This is a genomic window from Erwinia magellanica (assembly GCF_039023495.1).
In the GTDB taxonomy this organism is placed as follows: Bacteria; Pseudomonadota; Gammaproteobacteria; order Enterobacterales; family Enterobacteriaceae; genus Erwinia.
This window is the reverse complement of the sequence record NZ_JBCHVC010000003.1, coordinates 464722-490112: the sequence shown is the minus strand read 5'-3', so window position 1 is coordinate 490112 and position 25391 is coordinate 464722. Positions and strand designations below refer to the sequence as shown.

The 25391-nt window shown below is 53.7% G+C and carries 20 protein-coding genes and 2 pseudogenes; 14 read left to right on the top strand and 8 right to left on the bottom strand.

What is annotated here, in order from left to right; all coding sequences use genetic code 11:
- Positions 1 to 65: 65 nt before the first annotated feature.
- The 4 genes from soxR to AAH450_RS13995 all read left to right on the top strand — a co-directional run bounded on the left by soxR (position 66) and on the right by AAH450_RS13995 (position 4817).
- Entirely contained in the window at positions 66 to 533 is a 468-nt protein-coding gene (soxR, locus tag AAH450_RS14010; RefSeq protein ID WP_342910756.1) for a redox-sensitive transcriptional activator SoxR, read from the top strand.
- Between the two features lie 58 nt (positions 534 to 591).
- On the top strand, positions 592 to 1254 hold the full coding sequence (locus AAH450_RS14005; RefSeq protein ID WP_342910755.1) for a glutathione S-transferase family protein: 663 nt from the start codon (positions 592 to 594) through the stop codon (positions 1252 to 1254).
- 393 nt (positions 1255 to 1647) lie between these two features.
- Complete coding sequence (locus tag AAH450_RS14000) at positions 1648 to 2997, top strand: NCS2 family permease (RefSeq protein ID WP_342910754.1); 1350 nt, start codon at positions 1648 to 1650, stop codon at positions 2995 to 2997.
- 170 nt (positions 2998 to 3167) lie between these two features.
- Positions 3168 to 4817, top strand: coding sequence for a Na+/H+ antiporter (locus AAH450_RS13995; protein WP_342910753.1), 1650 nt, complete (start codon positions 3168 to 3170; stop codon positions 4815 to 4817).
- 125 nt (positions 4818 to 4942) lie between these two features.
- Here the strand turns inward: AAH450_RS13995 and AAH450_RS13990 are convergent, their stop codons facing one another.
- Both AAH450_RS13990 and AAH450_RS13985 read right to left on the bottom strand, forming a co-directional pair.
- Positions 4943 to 5152 carry a DUF1471 domain-containing protein gene (locus AAH450_RS13990; protein WP_342910752.1) on the bottom strand — a complete coding sequence of 70 codons (210 nt, stop codon included), beginning with the start codon at positions 5150 to 5152 and terminating at the stop codon, positions 4943 to 4945.
- A 322-nt stretch (positions 5153 to 5474) separates the two neighbouring features.
- The gene (locus tag AAH450_RS13985) at positions 5475 to 6389 is read right to left on the bottom strand and encodes a LysR family transcriptional regulator (RefSeq protein ID WP_342910751.1); all 915 of its coding nucleotides are present in this window, start codon (positions 6387 to 6389) and stop codon (positions 5475 to 5477) included.
- A 102-nt stretch (positions 6390 to 6491) separates the two neighbouring features.
- Here AAH450_RS13985 and AAH450_RS13980 point away from each other — a divergent pair, with 102 nt between their 5' ends.
- The 3 genes from AAH450_RS13980 (at position 6492) to AAH450_RS13970 (ending at position 8304) form a co-directional block, all read left to right on the top strand.
- Positions 6492 to 6917 (top strand): CidA/LrgA family protein, encoded by a 426-nt coding sequence (locus AAH450_RS13980; RefSeq protein ID WP_342910750.1) that lies wholly within the window; start codon positions 6492 to 6494, stop codon positions 6915 to 6917.
- Positions 6914 to 7612: an LrgB family protein gene (locus AAH450_RS13975; protein WP_342910749.1), complete on the top strand. Its 699-nt coding sequence runs from the start codon at positions 6914 to 6916 to the stop codon at positions 7610 to 7612. Before AAH450_RS13980 ends, AAH450_RS13975 begins: the two co-directional genes overlap by 4 nt.
- 146 nt (positions 7613 to 7758) lie before the next feature.
- On the top strand, positions 7759 to 8304 hold the full coding sequence (locus AAH450_RS13970; protein WP_342910748.1) for a YfaZ family outer membrane protein: 546 nt from the start codon (positions 7759 to 7761) through the stop codon (positions 8302 to 8304).
- Between the two features lie 41 nt (positions 8305 to 8345).
- Here AAH450_RS13970 and AAH450_RS13965 read toward each other — a convergent pair whose 3' ends face one another.
- From AAH450_RS13965 to acs, 3 genes are all read right to left on the bottom strand, one after another.
- Entirely contained in the window at positions 8346 to 10004 is a 1659-nt protein-coding gene (locus AAH450_RS13965) for a cation acetate symporter (protein ID WP_342910747.1), read from the bottom strand.
- Positions 10001 to 10312 carry a DUF485 domain-containing protein gene (locus AAH450_RS13960; RefSeq protein ID WP_306208523.1) on the bottom strand — a complete coding sequence of 104 codons (312 nt, stop codon included), beginning with the start codon at positions 10310 to 10312 and terminating at the stop codon, positions 10001 to 10003. The genes AAH450_RS13965 and AAH450_RS13960 overlap by 4 nt, the downstream gene beginning before the upstream one ends.
- Before the next feature lie 245 nt (positions 10313 to 10557).
- Positions 10558 to 12513, bottom strand: coding sequence for an acetate--CoA ligase (gene acs, locus AAH450_RS13955; protein ID WP_342910746.1), 1956 nt, complete (start codon positions 12511 to 12513; stop codon positions 10558 to 10560).
- A 532-nt stretch (positions 12514 to 13045) separates the two neighbouring features.
- On the opposite strand from acs, the gene gltP reads away from it, so the two are divergent.
- The 3 genes from gltP to AAH450_RS13940 all read left to right on the top strand — a co-directional run bounded on the left by gltP (position 13046) and on the right by AAH450_RS13940 (position 17081).
- Entirely contained in the window at positions 13046 to 14347 is a 1302-nt protein-coding gene (gene gltP, locus AAH450_RS13950; protein ID WP_342910745.1) for a glutamate/aspartate:proton symporter GltP, read from the top strand.
- Positions 14348 to 14692: 345 nt separating this feature from the next.
- Entirely contained in the window at positions 14693 to 16237 is a 1545-nt protein-coding gene (locus AAH450_RS13945; protein WP_342910744.1) for a methyl-accepting chemotaxis protein, read from the top strand.
- Between the two features lie 70 nt (positions 16238 to 16307).
- The gene (locus tag AAH450_RS13940) at positions 16308 to 17081 is read left to right on the top strand and encodes an AraC family transcriptional regulator (protein ID WP_342910743.1); all 774 of its coding nucleotides are present in this window, start codon (positions 16308 to 16310) and stop codon (positions 17079 to 17081) included.
- Here the strand turns inward: AAH450_RS13940 and leuA are convergent.
- Positions 17054 to 18727: a 2-isopropylmalate synthase gene (leuA, locus tag AAH450_RS13935; RefSeq protein ID WP_342910742.1), complete on the bottom strand. Its 1674-nt coding sequence runs from the start codon at positions 18725 to 18727 to the stop codon at positions 17054 to 17056. The genes AAH450_RS13940 and leuA overlap by 28 nt on opposite strands.
- A gap of 668 nt (positions 18728 to 19395) precedes the next feature.
- Between leuA and AAH450_RS13930 the strand changes: the two genes are divergently transcribed.
- The 3 genes and pseudogenes from AAH450_RS13930 to AAH450_RS13925 all read left to right on the top strand — a co-directional run.
- On the top strand, positions 19396 to 21048 hold the full coding sequence (locus AAH450_RS13930) for a dihydroxyacetone kinase subunit DhaK (RefSeq protein WP_342910741.1): 1653 nt from the start codon (positions 19396 to 19398) through the stop codon (positions 21046 to 21048).
- 195 nt (positions 21049 to 21243) lie between these two features.
- Positions 21244 to 21382, top strand: a pseudogene (locus AAH450_RS21150) (IS3 family transposase); the annotation flags it as partial.
- A gap of 38 nt (positions 21383 to 21420) precedes the next feature.
- A pseudogene (locus AAH450_RS13925) lies at positions 21421 to 21519 on the top strand (DUF4113 domain-containing protein); the annotation flags it as partial.
- Between the two features lie 152 nt (positions 21520 to 21671).
- Here AAH450_RS13925 and AAH450_RS13920 read toward each other — a convergent pair.
- The gene (locus AAH450_RS13920; RefSeq protein ID WP_342910740.1) at positions 21672 to 22292 is read right to left on the bottom strand and encodes a hypothetical protein; all 621 of its coding nucleotides are present in this window, start codon (positions 22290 to 22292) and stop codon (positions 21672 to 21674) included.
- A 182-nt stretch (positions 22293 to 22474) separates the two neighbouring features.
- Between AAH450_RS13920 and AAH450_RS13915 the strand changes: the two genes are divergently transcribed.
- On the top strand, positions 22475 to 23425 hold the full coding sequence (locus tag AAH450_RS13915) for an Rpn family recombination-promoting nuclease/putative transposase (RefSeq protein WP_342910739.1): 951 nt from the start codon (positions 22475 to 22477) through the stop codon (positions 23423 to 23425).
- Positions 23426 to 23841: 416 nt separating this feature from the next.
- Here the strand turns inward: AAH450_RS13915 and sbmA are convergent, their stop codons facing one another.
- Positions 23842 to 25071, bottom strand: coding sequence for a peptide antibiotic transporter SbmA (sbmA, locus tag AAH450_RS13910; protein ID WP_342910738.1), 1230 nt, complete (start codon positions 25069 to 25071; stop codon positions 23842 to 23844).
- Positions 25072 to 25391: the final 320 nt, after the last annotated feature.

Genomic DNA, 25391 nt, shown 5'->3' with positions numbered 1-25391 from the left:
TTCGGTTCGTCTTCTCAATGGTTGCTGAGTATAATTCCTCAAGTTAACTTGAGGTAAAGGCCTGAATGAAAATAAATCGCAATTGCCCCAATAAGCGGGAGCTGACCCCAGGCGACGTTGCCAGGCGCTGTGGTGTGGCCGTTTCTGCCCTGCACTTTTATGAAAGCAAAGGATTAATCAGCAGCTTCCGTAACGCCGGCAATCAGCGGCGTTACCATCGTGATGTGCTTCGTCGGGTGGCGATTGTGAAAATTGCACAGCGCATTGGAATTCCGCTGGCGACGATTGGCGATCATCTGATGCAGCTTCCTGTCGGGCACCGCATGTCGCCTAAAGAGTGGAAAGTGCTGACGGAAAAGTGGCGGGAAGAGCTGGACCGGCGAATTGAAACCCTGACCCGGCTGCGTGACGATCTGGATGGCTGCATCGGCTGCGGCTGTCTCTCCATGCAGGATTGCCCGCTGCGTAATCCCAATGATCAGTTAGGGGCGCGAGGCACCGGCGCTATTCTGCTGGAGCCTGAACAGGAATAAGCCCCATGCCTGAGCGGGGTCTATACTGCTAACACTCCGTTTCACACAAGGTTAGCGCATGATTACTGTTCACCATCTTAATAACTCCCGCTCGCAGCGCATACTCTGGATGCTGGAAGAGTTAGAGCTTCCCTACCAGATTAAGCTTTACCAGCGGGAAGCCACCATGCTGGCGCCGGAGGCGTTAAAAAAAGTGCATCCGCTGGGTAAATCTCCGGTTATTACGGATAATAATCGGGTTATTGCGGAATCGGGTGCGATCCTTGAGTACCTTGCTGAGCGATATGATGCAGAAAACAGGCTGAAACTTCTGGATGAGGAAGCACGCCTGCAATCTCGCTACTGGCTGCACTATGCTGAAGGCTCTCTTATGCCGTTGCTGGTGATGAAGCTGATCTTCAGCCGGATGGGGCAGCCCCCGGTGCCGTGGCTGTTACGGCCCGTTGGCAACGCTTTTGGCAAGGGCATACAGAAAGCTTATCTGGATAAACAACTGGCGACGCACAGAGACTTTATTGAACAGCACCTGAGCCATCACGAATGGTTTGCCGGTGCGCATTTCAGCATTGCCGATGTGCAGATGAGCTTCCCCCTTCAGGCGCTGAGCGCCCGTGGCGGCGCGGCGACCTCTCCCGCCATTCAGGCCTGGCTGGCAAAAGTGCAGAACCGTGCCGCCTGGCAGCGCGCCCTGCAAAAGGGCGGAGAAGTGCAACTCAGCTGAATTTTTTTTCCCCTGAAAACGTCCAGCGTTTCAGCGTCCACTCCGGCCCCTTCAGCTATAAGAAATCACTATTACGAAGCGGCAGGGCAGATGGGTAGAGTTTCCGGACTCTGTAGCGGAATTAAACCGCAAGGAGCTGGCTCAGAGTTTGTGCAAAAACAGGCACAAACAAAAGTTGAAAATGCAGTAATAAACGCTGGATAATCGTTTGCCTTTAAATGTTAGCCTTTTGCGTGGCGTAGTAAACGTTTGCCTTTTTTCCAACCGCCGCCCCTGAATGGGTTTTTTTGCGGTCTGCGAACAGAGTGTCCTGGGATGGTAAAACGTTGAACGAGGTCTGCTTCATGCGTCACGCATCAATAACTCATAAGAAATCTCAGGGGATTTTTCACTATGTCGACTCCTTCTCATCAGCCCGGTGGTTCACTGGACAGCTGGTTTAAAATTTCTGCGCGCGGCAGTTCTGTTCGCCAGGAAATCATAGCAGGCCTCACGACCTTCCTGGCGATGGTCTATTCCGTCATTGTTGTTCCCTCCATGCTGGGCAAAGCGGGTTTCCCTCCGGCGGCAGTATTTGTTTCAACCTGTCTGGTTGCGGGCTTCGGTTCACTGATTATGGGGCTGTGGGCTAACCTGCCCATGGCTATCGGCTGTGCCATCTCTCTGACCGCCTTTACCGCGTTCAGCCTGGTATTGGGCCAGCATATCAGCGTGCCCGTGGCGCTGGGCGCCGTCTTCCTGATGGGGGTTCTGTTCACCATTATCTCTGCCACCGGCATTCGTTCCTGGATCCTGCGTAACCTGCCGATGGGCGTGGCGCACGGCACCGGCGTGGGGATTGGCCTGTTTCTGCTGCTGATTGCCGCTGATGGCGTCGGTCTGGTGGTGAAAAACCCGGCGCCCGGCCTGCCTGTTGCGCTGGGAGACTTTGCGTCGTTCCCGGTAATGATGTCGCTGTTGGGGCTGGCGGTGATCTTTGGCCTGGAAAAACTGCGCGTGCCTGGCGGCATCCTGCTGACGGTTATTGTCATTTCCATTCTTGGCCTGATCTTTGACCCGGCGGTAAAATATCAGGGGCTGTTTGCCATGCCGAGTCTGAGCGACACCCAGGGCAACTCGCTGGTGTTCAGTCTGGATATCCTCGGCGCGCTGAAACCTGCGGTGCTGCCAAGCGTACTGGCGCTGGTAATGACCGCCGTTTTTGATGCCACGGGTACTATCCGTGCGGTGGCGGGGCAGGCAAACCTGCTGGATAAAGAGAATCAGATCATCAACGGCGGTAAAGCGCTGACCACGGACTCACTCAGCAGCATCTTCTCCGGGCTGGTAGGCGCTTCTCCTGCGGCGGTCTATATCGAATCCGCAGCGGGTACGGCGGCAGGCGGTAAAACCGGCCTGACGGCAATTGTGGTTGGCATCCTGTTTCTGCTGATCCTGTTCCTCTCTCCGCTGGCCTATCTGGTTCCGGGCTATGCCACAGCGCCCGCGCTGATGTATGTCGGTCTGCTGATGCTGAGCAACGTATCGAAAATTGATTTTGAGGATTTTGTCGATGCGATGTCCGGTTTGCTGGCTGCGGTCTTTATCGTCCTGACCTGTAACATCGTTACCGGCATCATGCTTGGTTTCGGTTCACTGGTGATTGGCCGGATATTCGCAGGCGAATGGCGCAAGCTGAACGCTGGCACGGTGATCATCGCGGTCGCGCTGGTGGCATTTTATGCTGGTGGCTGGGCAATCTGATTTTCCGGGAGCCGGCTTACGGCTCCCGTTTCTCTCTTTCTCTCCGGTTTTTTCTGCAAATAGGCACTTCCTGTTTTTAAACCCTTGCCCTTTTTGTTTTACTATTCACTGAGTCTGATCACATTTTCGTCTGAGTTTTAGCACTCCCCAGGAAGACGTATAAGGAAAACATGGAAATCTTTTTTACTATCCTCATCTTAACGCTGATGGTATCGCTTTCCGGCGTTGCCGCCCGCATTATTCCCTTTCAAATCCCGTTGCCGCTGGTGCAGATAGGCCTGGGAGCGCTGCTCGCCTGGCCGACGTTTGGCCTGCATGTCGACTTCGATCCTGAGCTGTTCCTGGTGCTGTTTATCCCGCCGCTGCTGTTTGCTGACGGCTGGAAAACGCCAACCAGCGAATTTTTGCACCACGGGCGTGAGATTATCGGTCTGGCCCTGGTGCTGGTTCTGATTACGGTAGTGGGGATTGGCTACCTGATTTACTGGCTGGTGCCGGGGATCCCGTTGCTGCCTGCTTTTGCGCTGGCAGCCGTACTCTCACCAACCGATGCCGTGGCGCTCTCCGGCATTGTGGGCGAGGGGCGGATACCGAAAAAAATCATGTCGATTTTGCAGGGCGAAGCGCTGATGAACGACGCCTCCGGCCTGGTCTCCCTGAAGTTTGCGGTGGCTGTAGCCATGGGAACGATGGTGTTTACCGTCTCCGGCGCCACCATCGAATTCTTAAAAGTGGCGATTGGCGGCCTGCTGGCGGGTATCGCTATCTGCTGGCTGTACGGGAAATCGCTGCGGTTGTTCAGCCGCTGGAGCGGAGACGATCCCGCCACGCAAACTGTATTGCTGCTGCTGCTGCCTTTTGCTTCTTATCTCATTGCGGAACATATCGGCGTATCGGGCATTCTGGCGGCGGTTGCGGCCGGTATGACCATCACCCGTTCCGGGATTATCCGTCAGGCTCCGCTGGCTATGCGCCTGCGTGCCAACAGCGTCTGGCAGATGCTGGAATTTGTGTTTAACGGCATGGTGTTCCTGATGCTGGGGCTACAGCTACCGGCTATTTTGCAGATCTCGGTCACCCAGGCGGATGCTGACCCGAACGTCGATTTGTGGATGCTGATGCTTTCCGTGGTGCTGATTTACGCCGCGCTGATGGTTGTGCGTTTCGGCTGGCTCTGGACCATGCAGCTGATCAGCAAACGGCTGCTGAAGAAGAAGCCGATGGAGTTCACCAGTTACTCGCTGCGCGAGCTGCTGATCGCCTCTTTCGCAGGCGTTCGTGGGGCGATAACCCTGGCCGGTGTCCTCTCTATTCCGCTCTATCTGAGCAACGGCGACGCTTTCCCGGCGCGTTATGAGCTGGTGTTCCTGGCTACAGGCGTGATCCTGTTCTCGCTACTGGTGGGCGTTGTGCTGCTGCCGCTGCTGCTGCGCGGCATTGCCGGTAAGGATAAGAACGCGCACCGGCACGAGATTCAGATGGCCCGTGCGATCATGGCCGGTACCGCCATTGAGAGCCTGCATAAGATGGAAGAGCGGCTGGTGGTGGATACGGAAGAGAATATCGATCCTGAACTGATTAAAGAGGTGAGTTCGCGGGTTACAGGTAATCTTCGTCGTCGGGTGGTGGGTAAAGAGGATATGGAGCGTTCACTCTACGCCGAGAACCTTGAACGCCGCTTCCGCCTGACTGCGCTGCGCGCCGAACGGGGTGAACTCTATCACCTGCGCGCCACGCAGAAGATCAGCAACGAGACGATGCAAAAGCTGCTGCACGACCTCGATCTGCTGGAGGCATTGCTGATCGAGAAGGAAGAGTAGATCACTTCGCCCGTACGCTGATATCACGGGCCAGAGTATTTACAGATCGATTGCATACCGGTTTGCAGAGACAAAAAGGCCGCCCGTTGGGCGGCCTTTTTCAGCTCTGGCTCAGGCAAAGAGACTTATTTAGCCAGTTCAGCCGAGACGTAAGCGCCATTGTCTACGCGAGCGCCAGTGATTTTGTAAGTGGTACCGGCCTGATGAGCCTCGGCGGCAATTTTAGCAACTGCACCATCCAGCGTGGAAGCAGAGGCGGTAACGCTCTGAGCAAAGCTGGTGAAAGAAACCAGAGAAAGGGCGGTAACTACAACTAAAGTTTTGATGGTTTTCATAATTGTTTCCTGAGTTTTTTAATTTATTGGGGAGGCTTTATGCTCCGATGTGAACAATCATAGGCGTGAGAAGGCATGAATGAAAGCTGAGCTATTTGCTTTACTTTATCAAAATAACTGAATGATTATTGAGGCAGAGAAGATTTGGTTATGCCGGAATGTAATAGCGGAGGCTTAGCTGCTGATTTAAACCCTCTTCAGGGCAGATCGCCGCAACAGGTAGCATCGGCGCGGCGACCGTTTGTCTCTGGCAGAGAGTTAAAAGAGAGCGTACACCTGAGGAGCATGCATCACCCCTCCGTGTGCTGGCGGGCATAGCCTCTTATGTGCGCGACCCTACCGACAGCGTCGGGGTCTGACCGGGCCAGAACTCGCGGCAGCAGGCTATCCAGGCCTGAGCGCTTTTTGACAGGTAGCTGCCTTCCCGCCAGATAAGCCCCAGCTTCCAGACCAGATCGGACTCCAGCGGCAGCCAGAGCAGGTGCTTTTTATCCAGTCGCTGGCAGATTGGCTCCGGCAGAATGGCCACGCCCATGCCGGCCTGTACCATTGCCGCTAAAAAATCCCACTGGCCGCTGCGCACGGCTATCTGCGGCGTAAAGCCGCTGGACTGAAAAGCCTTCATCAGCTGACGATTAAGGGAAAACTCTTCGTTGTAAATCAGGATAGGTTGCGAGGCCAGCTCGGCAATAGGAATATGCGTGCGCCGCAGCCATTCCCTGGTGCGCGGCACCAGCACGCAGAGCGGATGGCTCATCAACGGCAAAGCGTTAAGGGGTAAATCATCGGCAACCGGCAGCGCGGTCATCGCAATATCCAGGCTTCCGGAGAGCACCGCCTGCTGAACCGTTAAGCCGCCAAATTCAGAAATTTTCAGCTCCACGCCAGGATAACGTTGGCGAAAGGCGGAGATTGAACCCGCAATCTGCATCCCCACCATTGGCGGAATACCTAACCGCAGCTCGCCCGTTTTCAAATCGTTAATATCGCTGATCTCTGCTTCAAGCTGCTTGAACTCCTGAAGGATGGTCATCCCGCGCTGATAAACAGCCTGACCGGTATCGGTCAGATGCAGCTTGCGGCCCTCACGGATCAGCAGCGTGCAGCCCAGCTCATCCTCAAGCTGACGCAGCATCTTACTGATGGTGGGCTGAGTGACATACAGCTGCTCCGCCGCCCGCGTAAAGCTCTGCTGGCGTACCACTTCGACAAAATAGCGCAAGGCCCGAACGTCCATAATCATTCCTGTACGGCATAGTTTGAATAATATTAAGTCATTTTTTTCACTCTTTGTAACCGTTTTATACTGGTGGCTCGATACATCAGGGGAGAAGAGAGCATGGCGTTGGTCCTTAGCTCGCAAAGAACGGGTTGGCTGCAACGTGTTCAGGTTCCACTTCAGGTTGCACTCTATATCGCCTTCTTTTTGGTTGCGCAGGAACTGGTCGACAGATTCCATCTGCCGCTGCCGGCAAATATCGTCGGTATGCTGCTGTTACTGGCTTTAATCATGCTGCGCGTGCTGCCGCTGGGCTGGGTGAAGGCGGGTTCGCGCTGGCTGCTGGCTGAAATGCTGCTGTTCTTTATTCCGGCCGTGGTCGCGGTAGTTAACTACTCGCAGCTGCTGCGGGTAGAGGGCTGGCGAATTATGCTGGTGATTGGCCTCAGCACTTTGCTGGTGCTGGGCGCGACGGCGCTGGTGGTCGATCGGGTTTATCGCCTGGAAATCTGGCTGGCAGAGCGCAAGAAGAGGGGGGCGGAATGACCAGCTTTCTTATCAGCATGCTCTGCCTGCTTGCCACGGTGTGTATCTATTTCCTTAATAAGCGTCTCTACCGCCGCTGGCACAAGCTGCTGATGATGCCGCTGGTGATGACGCCGCTGGTACTGGTCGCGCTGCTGCTGGTCACGCATATCTCGTGGCAGAACTACATTGGTGAGAGCCACTGGCTGCTCTGGTTGCTGGGGCCAGCCACGCTGGCCTTTGCCGTACCGGTATATGAAAACCTGGCCATTATCAGGCGTCACTGGATGTCGTTAACCGCTGGCGTCATTACCGCCACAACGGTGGCCATATTCAGCTCGGTATGGCTGGCGCGGCTGCTGACGCTGCCAGAGGAGATCCAGCGCAGCCTGGCGGTGCGCTCCATCACTACTCCGTTTGCGCTTGCCGCGGCGAAACAGCTTGGCGGGCAACCGGACCTGGTGGCGCTGTTTGTCGTGATCACTGGCGTGTTTGGCATGGCGGTGGGCGATCTTCTGTTTATCAGGCTGGCGGTAAAACAGGGCATGGCAAAAGGTGCCGGGTTTGGCGCGGCCTCTCATGGGGCCGGAACGGCTCATGCTTATGAGCTGGGCCAGGAAGAGGGCGTGGTGGCAAGCCTGGTGATGATGCTCTCGGGCGTGGTGACGGTGGTAATGGCGCCCGCGATTGGGCATTTGCTCTGGGCCACGGTCTGAGGAACACATCCTGTTACCAGATGATTTGTAATGTTAACTAAATTCTCCGGGGATAAGGCCCTGTCTCATTTAATTCAGTCCCCAGTTAGTTTACTCTGCGAGGCCGCCCGATAAAGGCGTGAGTAAATTCATCAGGAGATAAAAAAATGAAAGCAGTGGCAACTACCGCAGGCGCACTGGCGCTTCTGGCGCTGGCAGGATCCGCGCAGGCAATCGACGGCGGCGTTAACGTCGGTGAGGATTACACCCACGTGCGTGTAGGGCTGGGAACTAACTCGCCAGGCTTTGCGCTTTCAGGCGACTGGCTGCGCAGCGACCATGACGGCAATGTAGAGAGCCTGGGTCTGGGCTACAACGTCGCCATTGGCGATGTGTTCCTCTCCCCTGGCGTAAAAGTGATGTCCACCAACCCCACTGACAGCAAAGACGGCTATGCCGTTGCGGTCGGCGGCGGCGTGCGGGTGCCGGTGACTAAGATGTTCAACGTTTACGGTGAGTACTACTACTCTCCGGACGCCTTCTCCAGCCATATCGACGACTACCAGGAAGCATCAGGCGGCGTCAGCTTCCAGCCAATCTCCCTGGTTGATGTTCGTGTAGGTTATAAATACATGACCATGAATGGCAAAGACGGTCGTAAAGATAACGTCATTGCCGATGGCCCTTATGTAGGTGCTTCAGTTCACTTCTGATGCGCAGGGCGGATCGCTCGATCCGCCCCTCCATGCTTTACTCAGTGCGCCTTGCCGCCCTCAATACCCACACCCGTCTGTGAACGAACAAACTGTGCCTGGAAGCGCTGACGCTCCTGTGCGCCCGATGCCGAATGATCGGTGACAGAGAAGAGCCAGGTGCCAATAAAGGCCGCCAGCATTGAGAAGAGCGCCGGATATTCATACGGATAGATCGGTTTGGCATTGCCCAGCACCTGTACCCAGATAGTGGGGCCAAGCACCATCAGCACAATAGCGGTAATCAATCCCAGCCAGCCGCCAATCATTGCGCCGCGCGTGGTCAGCTTCGACCAGTACATCGACAGCAGAATAATCGGGAAGTTACAGCTTGCGGCAATGGAGAACGCCAGCCCCACCATAAAGGCGATGTTCTGCTTCTCGAACAGGATCCCCAGCGCGATAGCCACAAAACCCAGCAGCACTACGGTGATTTTGGAAACCCGCAGCTCTTGCAGTTCGGTCGCCTGTCCTTTGCGGAACACGCTGGCATAGAGATCGTGAGAGACCGCAGACGCGCCTGCCAGCGTCAGGCCAGCCACCACCGCCAGAATGGTGGCGAAGGCAACGGCGGAGATAAAGCCCAGGAACAGGCTGCCGCCTACCGCATCGGCAAGATGCACCGCCGCCATATTATTCCCGCCAATCAGCAGGCCGTTGGCATCCTTAAAGGCTGGATTCGCGCCAACCAGCAGGATAGCGCCAAAGCCAATAATGAAGGTCAGGAAGTAGAAATAGCCCATAAATCCGGTGGCGTAGAACACGCTTTTACGCGCTTCGCGGGCATCGCTGACCGTAAAGAAGCGCATCAGGATATGCGGCAGACCGGCGGTACCAAACATCAGCCCAAGCCCCAACGACAGGGCAGAGATTGGATCATGCACCAGGCCGCCAGGCCGCATGATTTCGATGCCTTTCGGGTGCACCGCCATCGCCTGGGTAAACAGGTTATTAAAGCTGAAACCAACGGTTTTCATCACCATAATCGCCATAAAGCTGGCACCAAACAGCAACAGCACGGCTTTAATAATCTGTACCCAGGTGGTGGCCAGCATGCCGCCGAACAGCACGTAGAGCACCATCAATATCCCTACCAGCACCACCGCAATGTGGTAATCCAGACCAAACAGCAGCTGGATGAGCTTGCCCGCGCCGACCATCTGAGCAATAAGATAGAGCGCGACCACCACCAGCGATCCGCAGGCCGAAAGTGTGCGGATCGGCAGTTGCTTCAGACGGTAAGAAGCCACGTCAGCAAAGGTATAGCGGCCAAGATTGCGCAGACGTTCGGCAATCAGAAACAGAATAATCGGCCAGCCCACCAGGAAGCCCAGCGAGTAGATCAGTCCGTCATAACCCGAGGTATAAACCAGCGCGGAGATGCCCAAAAAAGAGGCGGCTGACATAAAGTCACCCGCCATGGCCAGCCCGTTCTGGAAGCCGGTGATATTGCCGCCAGCCGTATAGTAGTCATTGCGGGAACGGGTGCGTTTAGAGGCCCAGTAAGTAATGCCGAGCGTTGCCGCCACGAAGATAATAAACATAATTATCGCTTCGTAATTGGTCGGCTGTTTTTCCACCGCGCCGGTTATTGCATCGGCAGCCAGCGCGGAAAAAGGCAAAAGGGCGGGCAGGCTAAATAACAGATGACGATATTTCATCCTTTTACCTCATTCAGCAACTCACGGGTTAAACGGTCAAATTCACCGTTAGCGCGCCAGACGTAAACGCCGGTCAGTACAAAAGAGATCACAATAAGCCCCACGCCAATCGGAATACCCCGTGTGACGTTGGTTCCGGCATGTAACGGCGTACCCAGCCAGCCGGGCGCAAAGGCAATCAGCAGAATAAAGCCCACGTACAGAATCAGCATGATAACGGAGAGCAGAGTGGCAAAGGCCTGGCGTTTTCTAACCAGTTCTTTAAAGCGTGCGCTCTTTTCTATCCTTTGATAAATAATGTCATTCATCACAGCGTCTCCAGAGGTATTCTTTTATACCCTTCATACTTCAGGCTGCGGATAGTGCACGAGCGCGCCCTGGAGCAGCCTCCCGGATTACGTTCGTTGCACCAAACCTCAAATTATTCAGGGTCTGTAGGATAGGTTTAAAGCATTCAATGACTGTTAGTGAAATGAATAATGGGCAGCGTTATTAACTTCTATTTATTACGCTGCCCATTTACCGTTATGACGCTATTTTAAAACCCGTGCCGTTACGGCATTTTAATGGACTGCTTCTCTTCGAGCAGTTTCTCCACGACGCCAGGATCGGCCAGCGTGGAGGTGTCGCCCAGATTGCTGGTATCGCCCGACGCAATTTTGCGCAGGATGCGGCGCATAATCTTGCCCGAGCGGGTTTTCGGCAGCGAGTCGGTCCAGTGCAGCACATCCGGCGTGGCTATCGGGCCAATCTCTTTGCGTACCCAGTTACGCACTTCGGTATAAAGTTCTGGAGAAGGTTCTTCGCCACTGTTTAAGGTGATATAGGCATAAATTGCCTGGCCTTTGATGCTGTGCTGAATACCCACCACGGCAGCCTCGGCAATTTTTGGGTGCGACACCAGCGCCGATTCGATCTCTGCCGTGCCAAGGCGATGGCCTGAAACGTTCAGCACATCGTCAACCCGTCCGGTGATCCAGTAGTATCCTTCCTCGTCACGGCGCGCGCCGTCACCGCTGAAATACATATTTTTGAAGGTAGAGAAGTAAGTCTGTTCAAAGCGCTCGTGATCGCCATAGAGGGTGCGGGCCTGGCCCGGCCATGAATCCACAATCACCAGGTTGCCTTCGCAGGCCCCTTCCTGAGCATGCCCTTCATTATCTACCAGTGCAGGCTGTACGCCGAAGAAAGGTTTAGTGGCTGAACCCGCCTTCAGTTCCGTCGCGCCTGGCAGCGGAGTGATCATAAAACCGCCCGTTTCGGTCTGCCACCAGGTATCCACAATCGGGCAGCGTCCGTCACCAATCTTGTTGTAATACCACTCCCAGGCCTCCGGATTAATAGGTTCACCCACTGAACCCATAATGCGCAGGCTGGAACGATCGGTTCCGGCAATCGCTTTGTCCCCTTCGGCCATCAGGGCGCGAATGGCGGTAGGCGCGGTATAGAGAAGGGTGACTTTGTGTTTGTCGACAACTTCTGCCATCCGGCTGGGTTTCGGCCAGTTGGGCACACCCTCGAACATCAACGTGGTTGCGCCGCAGGCCAGCGGGCCATACAGCAGGTAGCTGTGTCCGGTTATCCAGCCCACATCAGCGGTGCACCAGTAGACATCTTCAGGATGGTAATCAAACACATATTTAAAGGTTGTCGCGGCATAGACCAGATAACCGCCGGTGGAGTGCAGCACCCCTTTGGGTTTGCCGGTGGAACCGGAGGTATAAAGGATAAACAGCGGATCTTCCGCGCTCATCTCTTCCGGCTGATGGTGTGCGCTGGCCTTGTTCATTAACTCATGCCACCAGAGGTCGCGGCCATTTACCCAGCCCGTCTCTTTGCCGGTGCGCCGGAACACCACCACATTGGTAATAGTCTTCACGCCGGGATTAGCCAGCGCGTCATCAACATTCTTCTTCAGCGGGATAGTACGGCCCGCACGTACACCTTCATCGGCTGTGATCACCAGCTTAGCGCTGGAGTCAATAATACGACCCGCCACCGCCTCCGGGGAAAAGCCGCCGAAAATCACCGAGTGCACCGCACCAATGCGCGCACAGGCCAGCATGGCAACCGCGGCTTCCGGCACCATAGGCATATAAATAGCCACCACGTCGCCTTTGTTCACCCCAAGCTCGGTCAGGGAGTTGGCAAAGCGGCAGACCTCCCGGTGAAGCTCGCGGAAAGTCAGCGTTTTGCTCTCACTGGCATCATCTCCTTCCCAGATAATGGCGGGATGATCGCCACGGCTGTGCAGATGACGGTCAAGGCAGTTAGCCGCCAGGTTGAGCGTGCCATCCTCATACCAGCGGATAGAAATTTTACCCGGCGCGAACGAGGTGTTCTTGACCACAGAAAAAGGTTTGATCCAGTCGAGTATTTTGCCTTGTTCGCCCCAGAACGCATCGGGGTCTTGTACAGACTGTTGATACATGGACTGGTACTGCTGGGCAGTGATCAGGGCATTTTCCGCAATATGGGCGGGAACAGGGTGTCGGTGTTGTTGGCTCATGGCAAATCTCCTTGAAGATGTTAATGATATGTCAATCAAAGGTTAATTGAAGCGAGCCGGGGAGTTTTGTTTGCTTTTTGCGCCACAGATCACGTCATAACAACAGGTAATGAAATGGCTCTGAACGGCCCCCAGTGTGTGGAACCTTTTCGCCTTTTTGCCCACAAAAGCAGCGCATCAACGAAAATCACTGCTTATAAAACAGACAACTGAAACCTCTCATTATTGCCACGCAAAGCGACAAAATGCATAGCTATGCTTAATGAAATATAATTATTTCTAAGTATAACAACAAGTTACTTTAAGTGGGGGGTGTTTCAGAGCTTTATCCTGTTAGCCGCCCTTAAAGTAGCCACATGTCGCTTAGGGTTGCATTTATACCAGTGAAAATGGTACTGATTACGCGCCTGAAATTCAGGTTTCAACCATCCATTATCCGCGAATTAGCCGACTTCGGCCTACTCCCCTTGAGAGTGATTCATTCCGCCAGTCTGCGCGGAGCACGGGTTTTGTTAAGGAAAAAAGACAAGTTATGAAAGCAAAATTCAGCCTTGCCTGGCAAATACTGACGGCGTTAGTACTGGGGATCATCGTCGGCGCTATATTGCATAACCAGCCGGGAGAACGTGAATGGTTAATCACTAACATTCTCAGCCCTGCCGGTGACATCTTTATTCACCTGATCAAAATGATTGTCGTGCCCATCGTCATCTCCACCCTGATCGTAGGGATTGCCGGTGTGGGTGATGCAAAAAAACTCGGGCGAATTGGCGTAAAAACCATCGTCTATTTTGAAGTGATAACCACCATTGCCATTGTGGTAGGCATTACCCTGGCGAACGTGTTTCAACCCGGCTACGGCATTGATATGTCGACGCTGGCAACGGTGGACATCTCTAAGTATGAAGCAACCACGGCCGAGGTGCAGGGCGGGGCGCACAGCCTGGTCACCACCATTCTGTCGCTGATCCCGCAGAATATCTTCGCCGCCATCGCCAAAGGCGACATGCTGCCGATCATCTTCTTCTCCGTGCTGTTTGGCCTGGGGCTTTCTTCGCTGCCTGCCGAACATCGCGATCCGTTGCTGAAGGTGTTCCGCTCTACCTCTGAAGCGATGTTCAAAGTCACGCACATGATTATGCGTTACGCGCCGATTGGGGTGTTTGCGCTGATTTCAGTAACCATCGCCAACTTCGGTTTCGCCTCGCTGTGGCCGTTAGCGAAGCTGGTGATCCTGGTTTACGCTGCAATCCTGTTCTTTGCTTTTGTGGTGCTGGGCGGCGTTGCACGGCTCTGTAAACTGCGTATCACCACGCTGATGCGCATTCTGAAAGATGAGCTGATCCTCTCTTACTCCACCTCCAGTTCGGAAACCGTGCTGCCGCGTATCATGGAGAAGATGGAAGCCTATGGCGCGCCGAAATCGATCACCAGCTTTGTGGTGCCGACGGGCTACTCATTTAACCTGGACGGGTCGACGCTCTATCAAAGCATCGCGGCCATCTTTATCGCCCAGCTCTACGGCATCGACCTCTCTGTGGGTCAGGAAATTGTGCTGGTATTAACGCTGATGGTGACCTCAAAGGGCATTGCAGGCGTACCGGGCGTCTCCTTTGTGGTGCTGCTGGCCACGCTTGGCAGCGTGGGTATTCCGCTGGAAGGTCTGGCGTTTATTGCTGGTGTAGACCGCATCATGGACATGGCGCGTACCGCGCTGAACGTGGTGGGCAATGCGCTGGCGGTGCTGGTTATTGCCAAATGGGAAAACCAGTTTGACGCTAAGCAGGCTGTGGCATATGAATCAAAAATGAAGAATTTAGCTTCAGCAACCTGATGATAAGCGGGTGCTGAGGGCAGGTGAAACCCCGTCCTTAGCACCCTTTATTAACACGCCGTTTTACCCTCTTTTTTTCAAGCCGCTGCTTTTCTGCTACTTTATCTCCGTACTATCCTGAAATTCCTCTTGAGAATAATGACCTGGCAAACAGAGGAGCATCGCTGCTCTGGAACCGGTTCATTTTCTGCGCAACGCACGGCCCGCCTGAATTCCCGGTTTGCGACAGGAATCACGTAATTTCCTTCAGGCCGCTAAAGTTCATCCCTCTGCCGCCGAAAATATAAAAAACCGTAATTTATCCCACTAAGTCAATTCAGGCGGCAGCCTCAAGGGCACCCATTTATGCGTACAAATTTACCCGTCACCCAGCAAGAGTATATGTTTGACGATCGGGCCACACTGATGTCGACCACCGATATCAACAGCCATATTACTTATGCTAACGATGCGTTTATCGAGGCCAGCGGCTTTACGCCGGATGAGATTAACGGCCAGCCGCACAACCTGGTGCGGCATCCCGATATGCCGCCGGAAGCTTTTGCGGATATGTGGGCGACGCTGAAACAGGGCGAACCCTGGACGGCACTGGTGAAAAACCGCCGTAAGAATGGCGACTACTATTGGGTTCGGGCCAACGCCATCCCTGTTGTGAGAGAGGGCAAAGTGCAGGGCTATATGTCCGTGCGCACCAAACCCACCGTGCAGGAGATCCAGGCAACCGAAAGGATTTACCGCGAATTCCGCGAGGGCAAACGTAAGGGGTGGCGCTTCCATAAAGGGCTGCTGATCAGAACCGGCGTGATGCGCTGGGCTTCTCTGTTTAAAACGTTGTCGCTACGCTGGCGTATCCGTACCGCTCTGATTGCTCTGTTTCCTCTTTCATTAGCGGGTGTCTGGGCGCTGGGTCTGCCTGCGCAATCTCTGGCTATTTTCGGCGGCATCATGGCGCTGTTACTGGTTCTGGCTTCGGCCTGGCTGGAGCAGCAGATTGCACGCCCGATTGAGCAGATGTGCCAGCAGGCGCTGCGCGTGGCAACGGGCGCCAGCCATCAGGTCGATCAAATCGATCGCGTGGATGAGGTTGGCACCACGCTGCGGGCGATTGACCAGCTGGGGCTGATGTTCCGCTGGCTGGTGAATGATGTCAGCGGTCAGGCCATCAACGTGCTCAGCGCCAGTGATGCGATAGCGCATGGCAACAATGAGCTGAGCCGTCGTACCGAACAGGCAGCAGCTAACGTCCAGCAGACCGCCGCCACGATGAATGAGATGACCGCAACGGTGCAAAGTAATACCGAAACGGCGCAGCAGGTGAATTCGCTGTCGAAAAGCACCAGTGATGTGGCCAGCAAGGGCGGCAAGGCGATGAAGGAGATGGTCACTATGATGGCCGAAATTGCTGAAAGCTCGAAGAAAATCGCCAGCATTACCAGCGTGATTGACGGTATCGCGTTTCAGACCAATATCCTGGCGCTGAATGCGGCCGTGGAAGCCGCGCGTGCCGGTGAGCAGGGCAAAGGCTTTGCGGTGGTGGCTGGAGAAGTTCGCAGTCTGGCGCAGCGCAGCGCTAAAGCCGCCAGCGAGATCAAAGATCTGGTGGAGAACAGCGCCACCAAAGTGCGGCTGGGCAGTGAACAGGTCAACGATGCCGGGCAGACGATGGACAACATTGTTTCGCAGGTGCAGAACGTGACCACACTGATTGCGCAGATCAGCGCGGCAACTTCCGAGCAGGCGACGGCGTTAAGTGAAGTCAGTCTGGCGGTAGAGGATCTCGATAATATTACCCATCAGAACGCGGCGCGAGTGGAAGAGGGCGCACAGGCATCAGGGCGGATGACCCATCAGGCAACGCGGCTGGTGGAGGCGATCAGCGTCTTCCGCTAGCGCTTAAACGCTGTTTTCGTCACCGGTTGCATGGTAAGTTTTCGTAATTAGTCTGCCGCCGGTGACAAGCATGTCGACAACCTTTACCCCCCGATTTACTTCCCGCCCACTGGTCCCTTTCGCCCATGATTATCAGCACGGTGAGCTTGAGCCGCTGCATCATCACGACTGCGCTCAGCTGATTCACACGCTTTCCGGGGTAGTCAAAGTCGAAACCGCAGAAGGTCACTGGATTGTGCCGCCCGGTCGCGGCGTCTGGATGCCCGCAGGCGTCAGGCACGCGCTACAGATTACCGGCCAGGTGGCCGCCAGAACACTGTTTATCGACCCGCTGGCACGTGCCGACCTGCCCGTGACCTGCCAGGTTGTGCAGGTCTCTCCGCTGCTGCGTGAACTGATCGTCTCTGCCCTGTTCCTTCCCGAAGCGTATCAGCCCAACACCCGCACGGAGCGGATTTATGAGCTGATGCTGGATGAGATCAGGACAATGAATGTGCTGCCATTTTGCCTGCCGGAGCCACAAAGCCCGCCGCTGATCGCACTCTGCCAGCGCATCCGTGCTGAACCGGCGGAGAGCTGGAGGCTGGAGAGCAGCGCCAGGCAGATCAACGTCAGCAGCCGGACGCTGGCGCGGCATTTTCAACAGGAGACAGGGTTACAGTTCAGCGACTGGGTGCGGCGTGCCAGGCTGATGGAAGCCCTGACGCGCCTTGCTGCGGGCGACTCCGTGCTGCGTGTGGCGCTGGATATGGGCTATGAAAGCCACAGTGCCTTCAGCGCCATGTTCCGCCGGATTATGGGCGTATCGCCCAGCGACTATTTTCCGGCGAGAGAGGGGCAGTGAGAAAGGACATTCAGCAGTGCTTGTAAAGAAGCCCTGGCCACGTCGCCATCAATACCCACTCCCCACTGGGTTTGCCCGTCTGGCAGCACACAGTGAAGATAAGCTATGGAACGGCTGTCGCTCTGTTTCCCCAGGGTATGCTCATGATAATCCTGAATCGACAGCGTGATAGCAAAGGCCCGGCTTAATGCGTTGACGGCTGCGGAAAGCAGCCCCTTTCCTCTGCCTTCCAGCCTTTTGCGCCTCTCTCCAATACTCACTTCTCCCTGTAACAGCAGTTCGCCGCCTTCGCTCTGGCAGCGGTAATCATTAAGCAACACCAGGGGAGATGTCAGCCCATATAAGCGGCAGAAAAGCTGCCAGATGGCCGCCTGGGTCATTTCACCCCCTTCGCGGTCGGCCTGCTGCTGCACGTGCTGGCTGAAATGCTGTTGCAGCGCGCGGGGCAGCGACAGACCATGATTTTGCTCGATCATCCATGCCGCACCGCTTTTCCCGGACTGGCTGTTAATGCGGATCACCGCCTCATAACTACAGCCGAGATCGGCGGGGTCCAGCGGCAGGTAGGGCACTTCCCAGCGATCGAGTGGGGATAACTGACGGGCGCTGAAGCCTTTTTTAATCGCATCCTGATGCGAGCCAGAAAACGCGGTAAAGACCAGCTCCCCGGCGTAGGGATGACGGGGATGAACCGGCAGCTGATTACACTGCTCCACCGTCTCTACAATCTGCCTGATATTGCTGAAATCAAGACCGGGAGAGATGCCCTGGGTATAGAGATTCAGCGCCAGCGTCACTAAATCAACGTTGCCCGTACGTTCACCATTGCCAAACAAACAGCCCTCTACCCGATCGGCCCCTGCCAGCATCGCCAGCTCTGCACAGGCGATGCCGGTGCCCCTGTCGTTATGAGGATGAACGCTGATACACACCTGCGAACGCCGGGAGAAATGGCGGCAAAAATACTCAATCTGGTCGGCATAGACATTTGGCGTATTCACCTCGACGGTTGCCGGAAGATTGATAATCATTGGACGCGCAGAGCAGGGTTGCCATACGGCGGCGACCGCTTCGCAGATCTCCAGCGCAAAATCGCTTTCGGTAAAACAGAACGTCTCCGGTGAATATTCAAACGTCCAGTGCGTGGCGGGGTATTCCTCGCAGCGCTGCCTGATCTGCCGCGTAGCGCTGACGGCTAACGCAACAATCTCTTCGCGGCTCTGCCGGAACACCAGACGACGGAACAGGGGAGCGGTGGCATTGTAGAGATGCAAGGTCGCCTGTTTCGCCCCCTCCAGCGCCATAAACGTGCGGTCAATCAGATCGCTTCTGGCCTGCGTGAGCACCTGAATGGTCACGTCTGGCGGGATATGATTGCCCTCAATCAGCTCACGAACAAAGTTGAAGTCGGTTTGCGAGGCGGAAGGGAAAGCCACCTCAATCTCCTTAAAACCACACTGCAACAGTAATTCCCAGAACAGCATCTTACGCTCACTGTCCATCGGTTCTGCCAGCGCCTGATTGCCGTCACGCAGGTCGGTGGAGAGCCAGCGTGGCGGCCGAGTCAGCGTATTTCCCGGCCACTGGCGATCGGGCAGCGGTAAAATGGGGGCTGGCGAATACTTTTCTGAGGGGGTTAACAGCATGATGACTCTCCTGAATTAAAGAAACTCATTCTGCCGGGATGCAGGAGAGGAGGCTGGCGCAAAACTGACAGCATGTAGAGAGGATCTGACAAACAAAAAAAAGCAGACCTGATGGTCTGCTCTCTGAACGCCCTGGTGTTGGCGTGTTGGACTCAATGCATTTGCTGTGAGCGGTATTTTAATAACTATTATGACTTATCCGCTCATTTCTTTTTAAAGGAAAACTAAGGTTGCCACAAGCCTTTCTTAGAAATCATGCTTATTTTAAGCTATTTCGCAGTGCGGTGAAAAAAATTAACGGAAAAGTGTGACTGAAACGGCATTACAGGGTGCAGCTTTTCGAAGGATATCGATTTTGATAAAAAGGTGTTAAGAAATAATTTCATTACTTATCAGATGATTAAGATCTTATGTTAAAGCGACACAATTAAAGTTATGGCTCTGACTGGCAGGTGAAAATATATAAAATCACAATATTTTGTAGGTGGAATAATAAGTGGACTGATAAGTTAGTCGGCCAATTAATGGTATTAAATTAATTTGTTAAGCTTTATCTTAATTTCCCTGTTTTACTCGCTTCACGTCATGCTTTTTTCCGGTTTAACGCAATAATTCAGCTACAGTTAGTGACTTAGATTCCTTTTCATTTCATCAGAGAGAGAAGCAGCATGAGTCAGTTTTTTATGAATCAGAAGAGCAGCCTGGTTAATGAAGCGATTGAAGGCGCTTTGCTTAGCAGCCGGTTCCATAATCTGAGCCAGTTAGAGGTAGGGGAAGATATCCGGGTCGTGGTCCGTAATGACTGGGATAAATCTAACGTCGCGTTAATTTCCGGTGGAGGATCGGGCCATGAGCCTGCTCATGTAGGATTCGTGGGAAAAGGGATGCTGACTGCGGCCGTCTGTGGCGATATCTTCGCCTCTCCCAGCGTGGATGCGGTACTTAGCGCCATTGTGAACGTGACGGGTGAGAAGGGCTGTCTGCTGATTGTAAAAAACTACACCGGTGACCGGCTCAATTTTGGCCTGGCGGCGGAGAAAGCAAAAAAGCTGGGATTTAACGTTGAGCTGGTCATGGTAACGGATGACATCGCGCTGCCGGATAATCCTCAGCCGCGCGGCATCGCGGGAACGGCGCTGGTGCATAAAGTAGCGGGCTTTGCCGCTGAGCAGGGAAAATCGCTGCAAGAGGTGACTGCACTGGCAACGGAAGCGATTGCAGCAACGGCCAGTATCGGGCTGGCTTTTTCCACCTGCCATGTACCGGGTGAAAAACGCGACGACAGGGTGAAGGAGGGGCAGAGCGAGCTGGGGATGGGTATTCATGGCGAGCCGGGCGCCTCTACGCTGAAAACACAAAACAGCGTGGAGATCGTTAATGTACTGACGGAAAAGCTGGCGGCGCATAATGCTCAGGGCCAAAAAGTGGCTCTGCTGATCAATAACCTGGGCGGATTTTCTGCCTTAGAGATGGCGGTATTAACGCGTGAGACGCTGAACGCCTCGCTGGGGAAATCGGTAAAGTACCTGGTTGGCCCGGCCACGCTGGTGAGTGCACTGGATATGAAAGGTTTTTCACTCTCAACGCTGCTGCTCTCTCCACAGCTGGAAGAGGCGCTGCTGGCACCGGTGGAAGCCAGCGGCTGGCAACCGGCCGTGGAGGTCAAAGCCCTGAAGGCTGTTAAGGGCGAGAAAACCGCTTCACAGCAGCAGATAACGCCCTCTGAAAATGCTGAGGTGGCGGCCATCATCAGCACAATCTGTACTACGCTGGTGGGGCTGGAAAGCGAGCTGAATCAGCTGGATGCCAAAGTTGGCGATGGTGATACCGGCTCCACTTTTGCCGCGGGCGCGGGCAAAATCCTGAAAGAGTTGCAGGAGAAAAAACTGCCCTTAAACGAGCTGCAAAGCCTGCTGACCCTGGTAGGGGAGCAGCTTGCCGTAGTCATGGGAGGCTCCAGCGGCGTGCTGATGTCGATCATGTTTACCGCTGCCGGGCAGAAGCTGGAAGAGGGCGAGTCCTTACCGCAAGCGTTAAGCTGGGGGTTGGATCGTATGCAGCATTATGGCGGCGCACGTCCGGGGCATCGCACGATGATCGACGCGCTGCATCCTGCCTTTGAAGGGCTGGTGGCTGGTAAAGATCTCGCCAGCGTGGCTGCTGCGGCGAAGAGAGGCGCTGACGAAACGGCAAAAATGGAGAAAGCACAGGCGGGGCGCTCTTCCTATCTGAATCAGGATAGCCTGAACGGCGTGAAAGATCCGGGCGCCTGGGCCGTTGAGCAGGTCTTTGCGGCGCTGGCGAAAGAGGCAAAGTCCTGAAGCCATAAAGCTTAAGCTTTATATAAAGAGAAAATGCTGAGGCCGTAAAGCTAAGGCGCGGCCGGAAAGCCTCTGAATAAACTGCCCAGCTTTACAGGGGCAGTCCAGAAAATTGAACTGCATCCCAAAAGTTGGACACCCAACTGATTAAGGTGCAGTTCAATAAGCAGTTCAAAGTTCTCTCTCGAATTACGGCTGAAATCTGAATGCTTCTATCTGAAAGAATTCAGCAGCCTTCCTGCACTAAGAGAGGCCATTGACGCCTTATATCCACAACTTCAACCATGAACGTATCAGCCTCTATGGCTTTACGAAGAAGAAGAGAAGTTATTAAAAGGCTCTGTCGATGTCACTGTACGCGAAAGAAGTAAACCTTCCGGTCTGGGAAAAGTATGGTTTGCGGGGCGAGGCATTACGCCTGATTGGCAGATGAAAAGAGAAAGGCTTTCACCTGCATACACAACCCGATAGTCTGATCTGCCAGTGGCTCATCGGTAAGGGGGCCGCCTGGAAAGGAGGGCGTAAATCCCCTTCATCTCCGCCAGGATGAGTGGCCTGGCGGGATGTTGAAATGCCGCTGAAGTTTCTCCAGTAGCTAAATCATAAAGAAATGTCAGGTATAGTTATAAACCTATTCTGTCAAAGTCTGTTTCGTTCTTTATGCCATGTTCATTTTTAAATTTGATCTCTGCACTCTGAAGAAGCAATTTGATCACTTCTCGTTTGGTCATCGCATAAATTTTTGTCGGTATATAAAAACCCGGATCTCGCCTGATGATCAAAAGCGGTTCTTGTGTCTCTTTCTCCGTATAAACAGTGAAATCATAATTTTTGAATAACTCACTGTCAGACAACGCCTGCGCGGTTCTGTTTCTTTCATCAGCAGGTTTTACTGCCCATTTGAGAAATTCCCTGTAAGGCTTCAAATCTTCATCGAAATGATCAACTCTGACCCCTCCCAGATAACTGTATGAGCCATAGTCCATTATATAAAAAATGTCTTTGTTACGGTCTTGAATCTTCAGGGTATAGGTGCTCGGATTAGATCTCACGCCATCCTCAAATCTCCAGAACGTGATATCACTTTTGTACATTTGATAGTCTCTGAAGGTGACGGCTTTATCGAAAGCCGCCGCATACCGAGGCGTACATCCAGTGATGTTTGCACAACCCATTATCAACATTAAGGTAAAAAAGATATTAGAAGAAATTTTTTTAATTTTATTAGAAACGATGTGAGGCATCTCGGTACTGATCCTTCAGAGGTAAATATTAACAGACAGCTATTAATAATAACTTTTTTGCAATATTAATGCATTCTTTGAAGATGATATTATCTGAATTACCCCCACTGAATTCTGGCCTGCGTCCGGTATATCGCCCCTCAGCTGTGATATCATCACTTCAGATTTCAGAGACTGAGTCGATGAAAAAGAAAAGCAACCCTACGCCCCATGACGCTACCTTTCGCCAGTTCCTGACGCAGCCGGATATAGCTCGGGATTTTATGCAACTGCATCTGCCAGCAGAACTGCGTGCTATTTGCGATCTCAGCACCCTGAAGCTGGAATCCGGCTCTTTTGTTGAGGATGACCTGCGCCAGTATTTCAGTGACGTGCTGTACAGCCTCAAAACCTCAGCCGGCGACGGCTATATTCACGTCCTGATTGAACACCAGTCCACGCCTGACAGACATATGGCCTTTCGCCTGATCCGCTATGCGGTCGCCGCGATGCAGCGTCACCTTGAGGCGGGTCATAAAAAGCTGCCGTTGGTAATACCTGTGCTGTTTTATACCGGCAGGCGTAGCCCCTACCCTTATTCAACACGCTGGTTAGACGAGTTCGACGATCCGGCGCTGGCGGAAAGGCTTTATGGAAGCGCCTTTCCCCTGGTTGACGTGACAGTCATCCCGGATGACGAAATCATGACCCATCGCAGCATGGCCGCGCTGACTCTGTTACAAAAACATATTCATCAGCGCGACATTGCAACGCTAACCGATCGTCTGGCCACGTTACTGATGGCAGATTATCTTTCTTCACCACAGGTAACGGCGCTGATACACTATTTACTGCTGGCAGGTGAGTCAGCTGACTACGAAGCTTTCGTTCGCGAACTGGCACAGCGGGTGCCGCAACACGGAGACGCACTGATGACCATTGCACAGCAACTTGAACAGAAAGGTATTGAAAAAGGCCGCGCGGAAGGCATCGAACTGGGTGAACAGCGAGGTATCGAAAAAGGCCGCACCGAAGGTGAGCGTGAGGCTACCCTGAAAATTGCACGGACTATGCTGAAGAATGGTCTCGATCGCAACACAATCATGAAAATGACCGGCCTGTCCGCGGATGACCTTGCGCAGATCCGACACTAAGCCAATCAATCATTTTAATGGCCCCGAATGGGGGCTTTTTGCTGATATCTCTCTCAACCCGCTGCACCTGGGCCACTTATGACGCTTCCTCAGGGGTTCCCATCTTCTTTCTGACAGACCGGATCTTTCTCTTTCGGATATTGCAGTGACAGGCTACGGTAATGTTCCATCCGCTCCCGAAAATACTCCCTGTACTGCTCCGGTTGCTGCCGTTTGATTTAATGGTTATTTGACACTGTCCCGTGAGTTCTGAACGGTAGCTGATCATCTATGGCGAGATGTCAGGTCAACAAGTTGCGGAGTTTCGTTGAATTTCCCGACCAGTCTGCTTCAGATTGACCGGGGAAAACCTCAAAAGCTCCCGTGTTCAGCATTTCGGGAGCAGTCCAGAATTGGACTTTTTTACCGCCTGAACCTTACTCGACCGTCGCATCCTGCGGGTCGGGTAAACTGTCGAGCGTCCGTTCAAAACTGCGCAGACGTTTGTAGATCGACAGCAGTTCTACCAGCGTCGTCCAGGAGTTAATCAGATACTGGAACGAGCCGCGAACCTGATCGAACACGTTAGTTATCTGTGTCAGCAACCCAAGGGTAATTGCGCCGGTAACGATCGACGGGAACAGCACAAAGAGACTGAATACGGCATCAAGTTGCAGATAAAGAATGCGGGCAATATTGAAGTAGAGATAGTGGAAATAGAGGCGGAAATAGTTCCTGCGCACGTTGGAAAACAGTTCGCGAACGGTTGGCGGACGGGCGCGATGGGGATCGTCTTCCCCATAGACCAGCTCTTTACGGTAAGCCGCCTCTACCCGCTGATTGCGGAACTCCAGTCCCGGCAGCTTAATACCAATCACCGCCAGCAGGCCTGTTCCCAGCACCGACCACAGCAGCGCGGCAATCACCAGTGAATAGGGAATACTGCCCAGAATTGGGATGGTTTTTACATGTACTGAAAGGGCCACAAGTACCGGCAGAAAGGCGATCAGCAGCATAACAGAGTTGATAAAGCTGGTGCCCATATCTTCCAGCGTAGAGGAGAAACGCATGGTGTCTTCCTGCACACGCTGTGCGGCGCCTTCAATTCCCCGCAGCTCCGGCCAGTGCTCCATATAGTAATTATTCATCGCCGTGCGCCAGCGAAAGATGTAGTGACTGACAAAGAACATATTCAGTACGCCCACGACCACCGCAATCATCGCAATGCTTAAAAACCCCTGTAGCTGCTGGTAGAAGGTCTCGATTTTAATGGTGTCAGGATGCGACATCGCCTTCTGAATCAAATCATAGAAAGGCTCATACCAGGCGTTCACCGCCACGCTCACCTGCACTGAAAACCAGGTGGCGAAAATAATCAGCGCGGAACCCAGAATGGACCAGCGTTGCCAGGGGTGCGGGCTGACGATGGCCCAGAAGGCGTAAAAGATCGCGGTGACCGTCAGATAGTAGAGGTAAAAGGCCAGCGCAGAGGGCGCGATAAAGCGCCAGGCATTATTCGGCAGCGGTTGATGGGCGCTGGCGGCAAACACGGAAAAATGAGAGATCCAGTTACTGGCGCCGGCAAACCACATCAAAATAGCCAGGGCGCTCCAGAGCACAACACTGCCAAAAAACAGCCCCGGTCGGGGGAAAAAAGATTTGAACATAATGACTCCATAAAGTGTGCTCTTTTTTATAACGCTTTTTATGGTGAACAACCTTATCGCGGTTGTTTCGATAAGTGTCAGCGTTAAATAAATGCTGAATAATTTTTAAACAATGCCGATAGAGATAAAAGAACCTCTGACCGGGAAAAGAAAATCCCCTGAAATTATTACGCCATTCAGCTTAGAGCTGTTAAAGATTTTCACAGGAAAACCAGGCAACCTGCAAAGCTGAGGTCGTGTTCAGCCCTTTGGCGGCAAGCCCTGACACAGTTGAAAGCGGGTGATGTATTTGCCAAAAGCTCACAACGTCCTCAGTAACC

Coding starts and splice junctions, on each gene's coding strand:
- soxR (WP_342910756.1), top strand. CDS start 66: ATGAAAATAAATCGCAATTGCCCCAATAAGCGGGAGCTGACCCCAGGC.
- AAH450_RS14005 (WP_342910755.1), top strand. CDS start 592: ATGATTACTGTTCACCATCTTAATAACTCCCGCTCGCAGCGCATACTC.
- AAH450_RS14000 (WP_342910754.1), top strand. CDS start 1,648: ATGTCGACTCCTTCTCATCAGCCCGGTGGTTCACTGGACAGCTGGTTT.
- AAH450_RS13995 (WP_342910753.1), top strand. CDS start 3,168: ATGGAAATCTTTTTTACTATCCTCATCTTAACGCTGATGGTATCGCTT.
- AAH450_RS13990 (WP_342910752.1), bottom strand. CDS start 5,152: ATGAAAACCATCAAAACTTTAGTTGTAGTTACCGCCCTTTCTCTGGTT.
- AAH450_RS13985 (WP_342910751.1), bottom strand. CDS start 6,389: ATGGACGTTCGGGCCTTGCGCTATTTTGTCGAAGTGGTACGCCAGCAG.
- AAH450_RS13980 (WP_342910750.1), top strand. CDS start 6,492: ATGGCGTTGGTCCTTAGCTCGCAAAGAACGGGTTGGCTGCAACGTGTT.
- AAH450_RS13975 (WP_342910749.1), top strand. CDS start 6,914: ATGACCAGCTTTCTTATCAGCATGCTCTGCCTGCTTGCCACGGTGTGT.
- AAH450_RS13970 (WP_342910748.1), top strand. CDS start 7,759: ATGAAAGCAGTGGCAACTACCGCAGGCGCACTGGCGCTTCTGGCGCTG.
- AAH450_RS13965 (WP_342910747.1), bottom strand. CDS start 10,004: ATGAAATATCGTCATCTGTTATTTAGCCTGCCCGCCCTTTTGCCTTTT.
- AAH450_RS13960 (WP_306208523.1), bottom strand. CDS start 10,312: ATGAATGACATTATTTATCAAAGGATAGAAAAGAGCGCACGCTTTAAA.
- acs (WP_342910746.1), bottom strand. CDS start 12,513: ATGAGCCAACAACACCGACACCCTGTTCCCGCCCATATTGCGGAAAAT.
- gltP (WP_342910745.1), top strand. CDS start 13,046: ATGAAAGCAAAATTCAGCCTTGCCTGGCAAATACTGACGGCGTTAGTA.
- AAH450_RS13945 (WP_342910744.1), top strand. CDS start 14,693: ATGCGTACAAATTTACCCGTCACCCAGCAAGAGTATATGTTTGACGAT.
- AAH450_RS13940 (WP_342910743.1), top strand. CDS start 16,308: ATGTCGACAACCTTTACCCCCCGATTTACTTCCCGCCCACTGGTCCCT.
- leuA (WP_342910742.1), bottom strand. CDS start 18,727: ATGCTGTTAACCCCCTCAGAAAAGTATTCGCCAGCCCCCATTTTACCG.
- AAH450_RS13930 (WP_342910741.1), top strand. CDS start 19,396: ATGAGTCAGTTTTTTATGAATCAGAAGAGCAGCCTGGTTAATGAAGCG.
- AAH450_RS13920 (WP_342910740.1), bottom strand. CDS start 22,292: ATGCCTCACATCGTTTCTAATAAAATTAAAAAAATTTCTTCTAATATC.
- AAH450_RS13915 (WP_342910739.1), top strand. CDS start 22,475: ATGAAAAAGAAAAGCAACCCTACGCCCCATGACGCTACCTTTCGCCAG.
- sbmA (WP_342910738.1), bottom strand. CDS start 25,071: ATGTTCAAATCTTTTTTCCCCCGACCGGGGCTGTTTTTTGGCAGTGTT.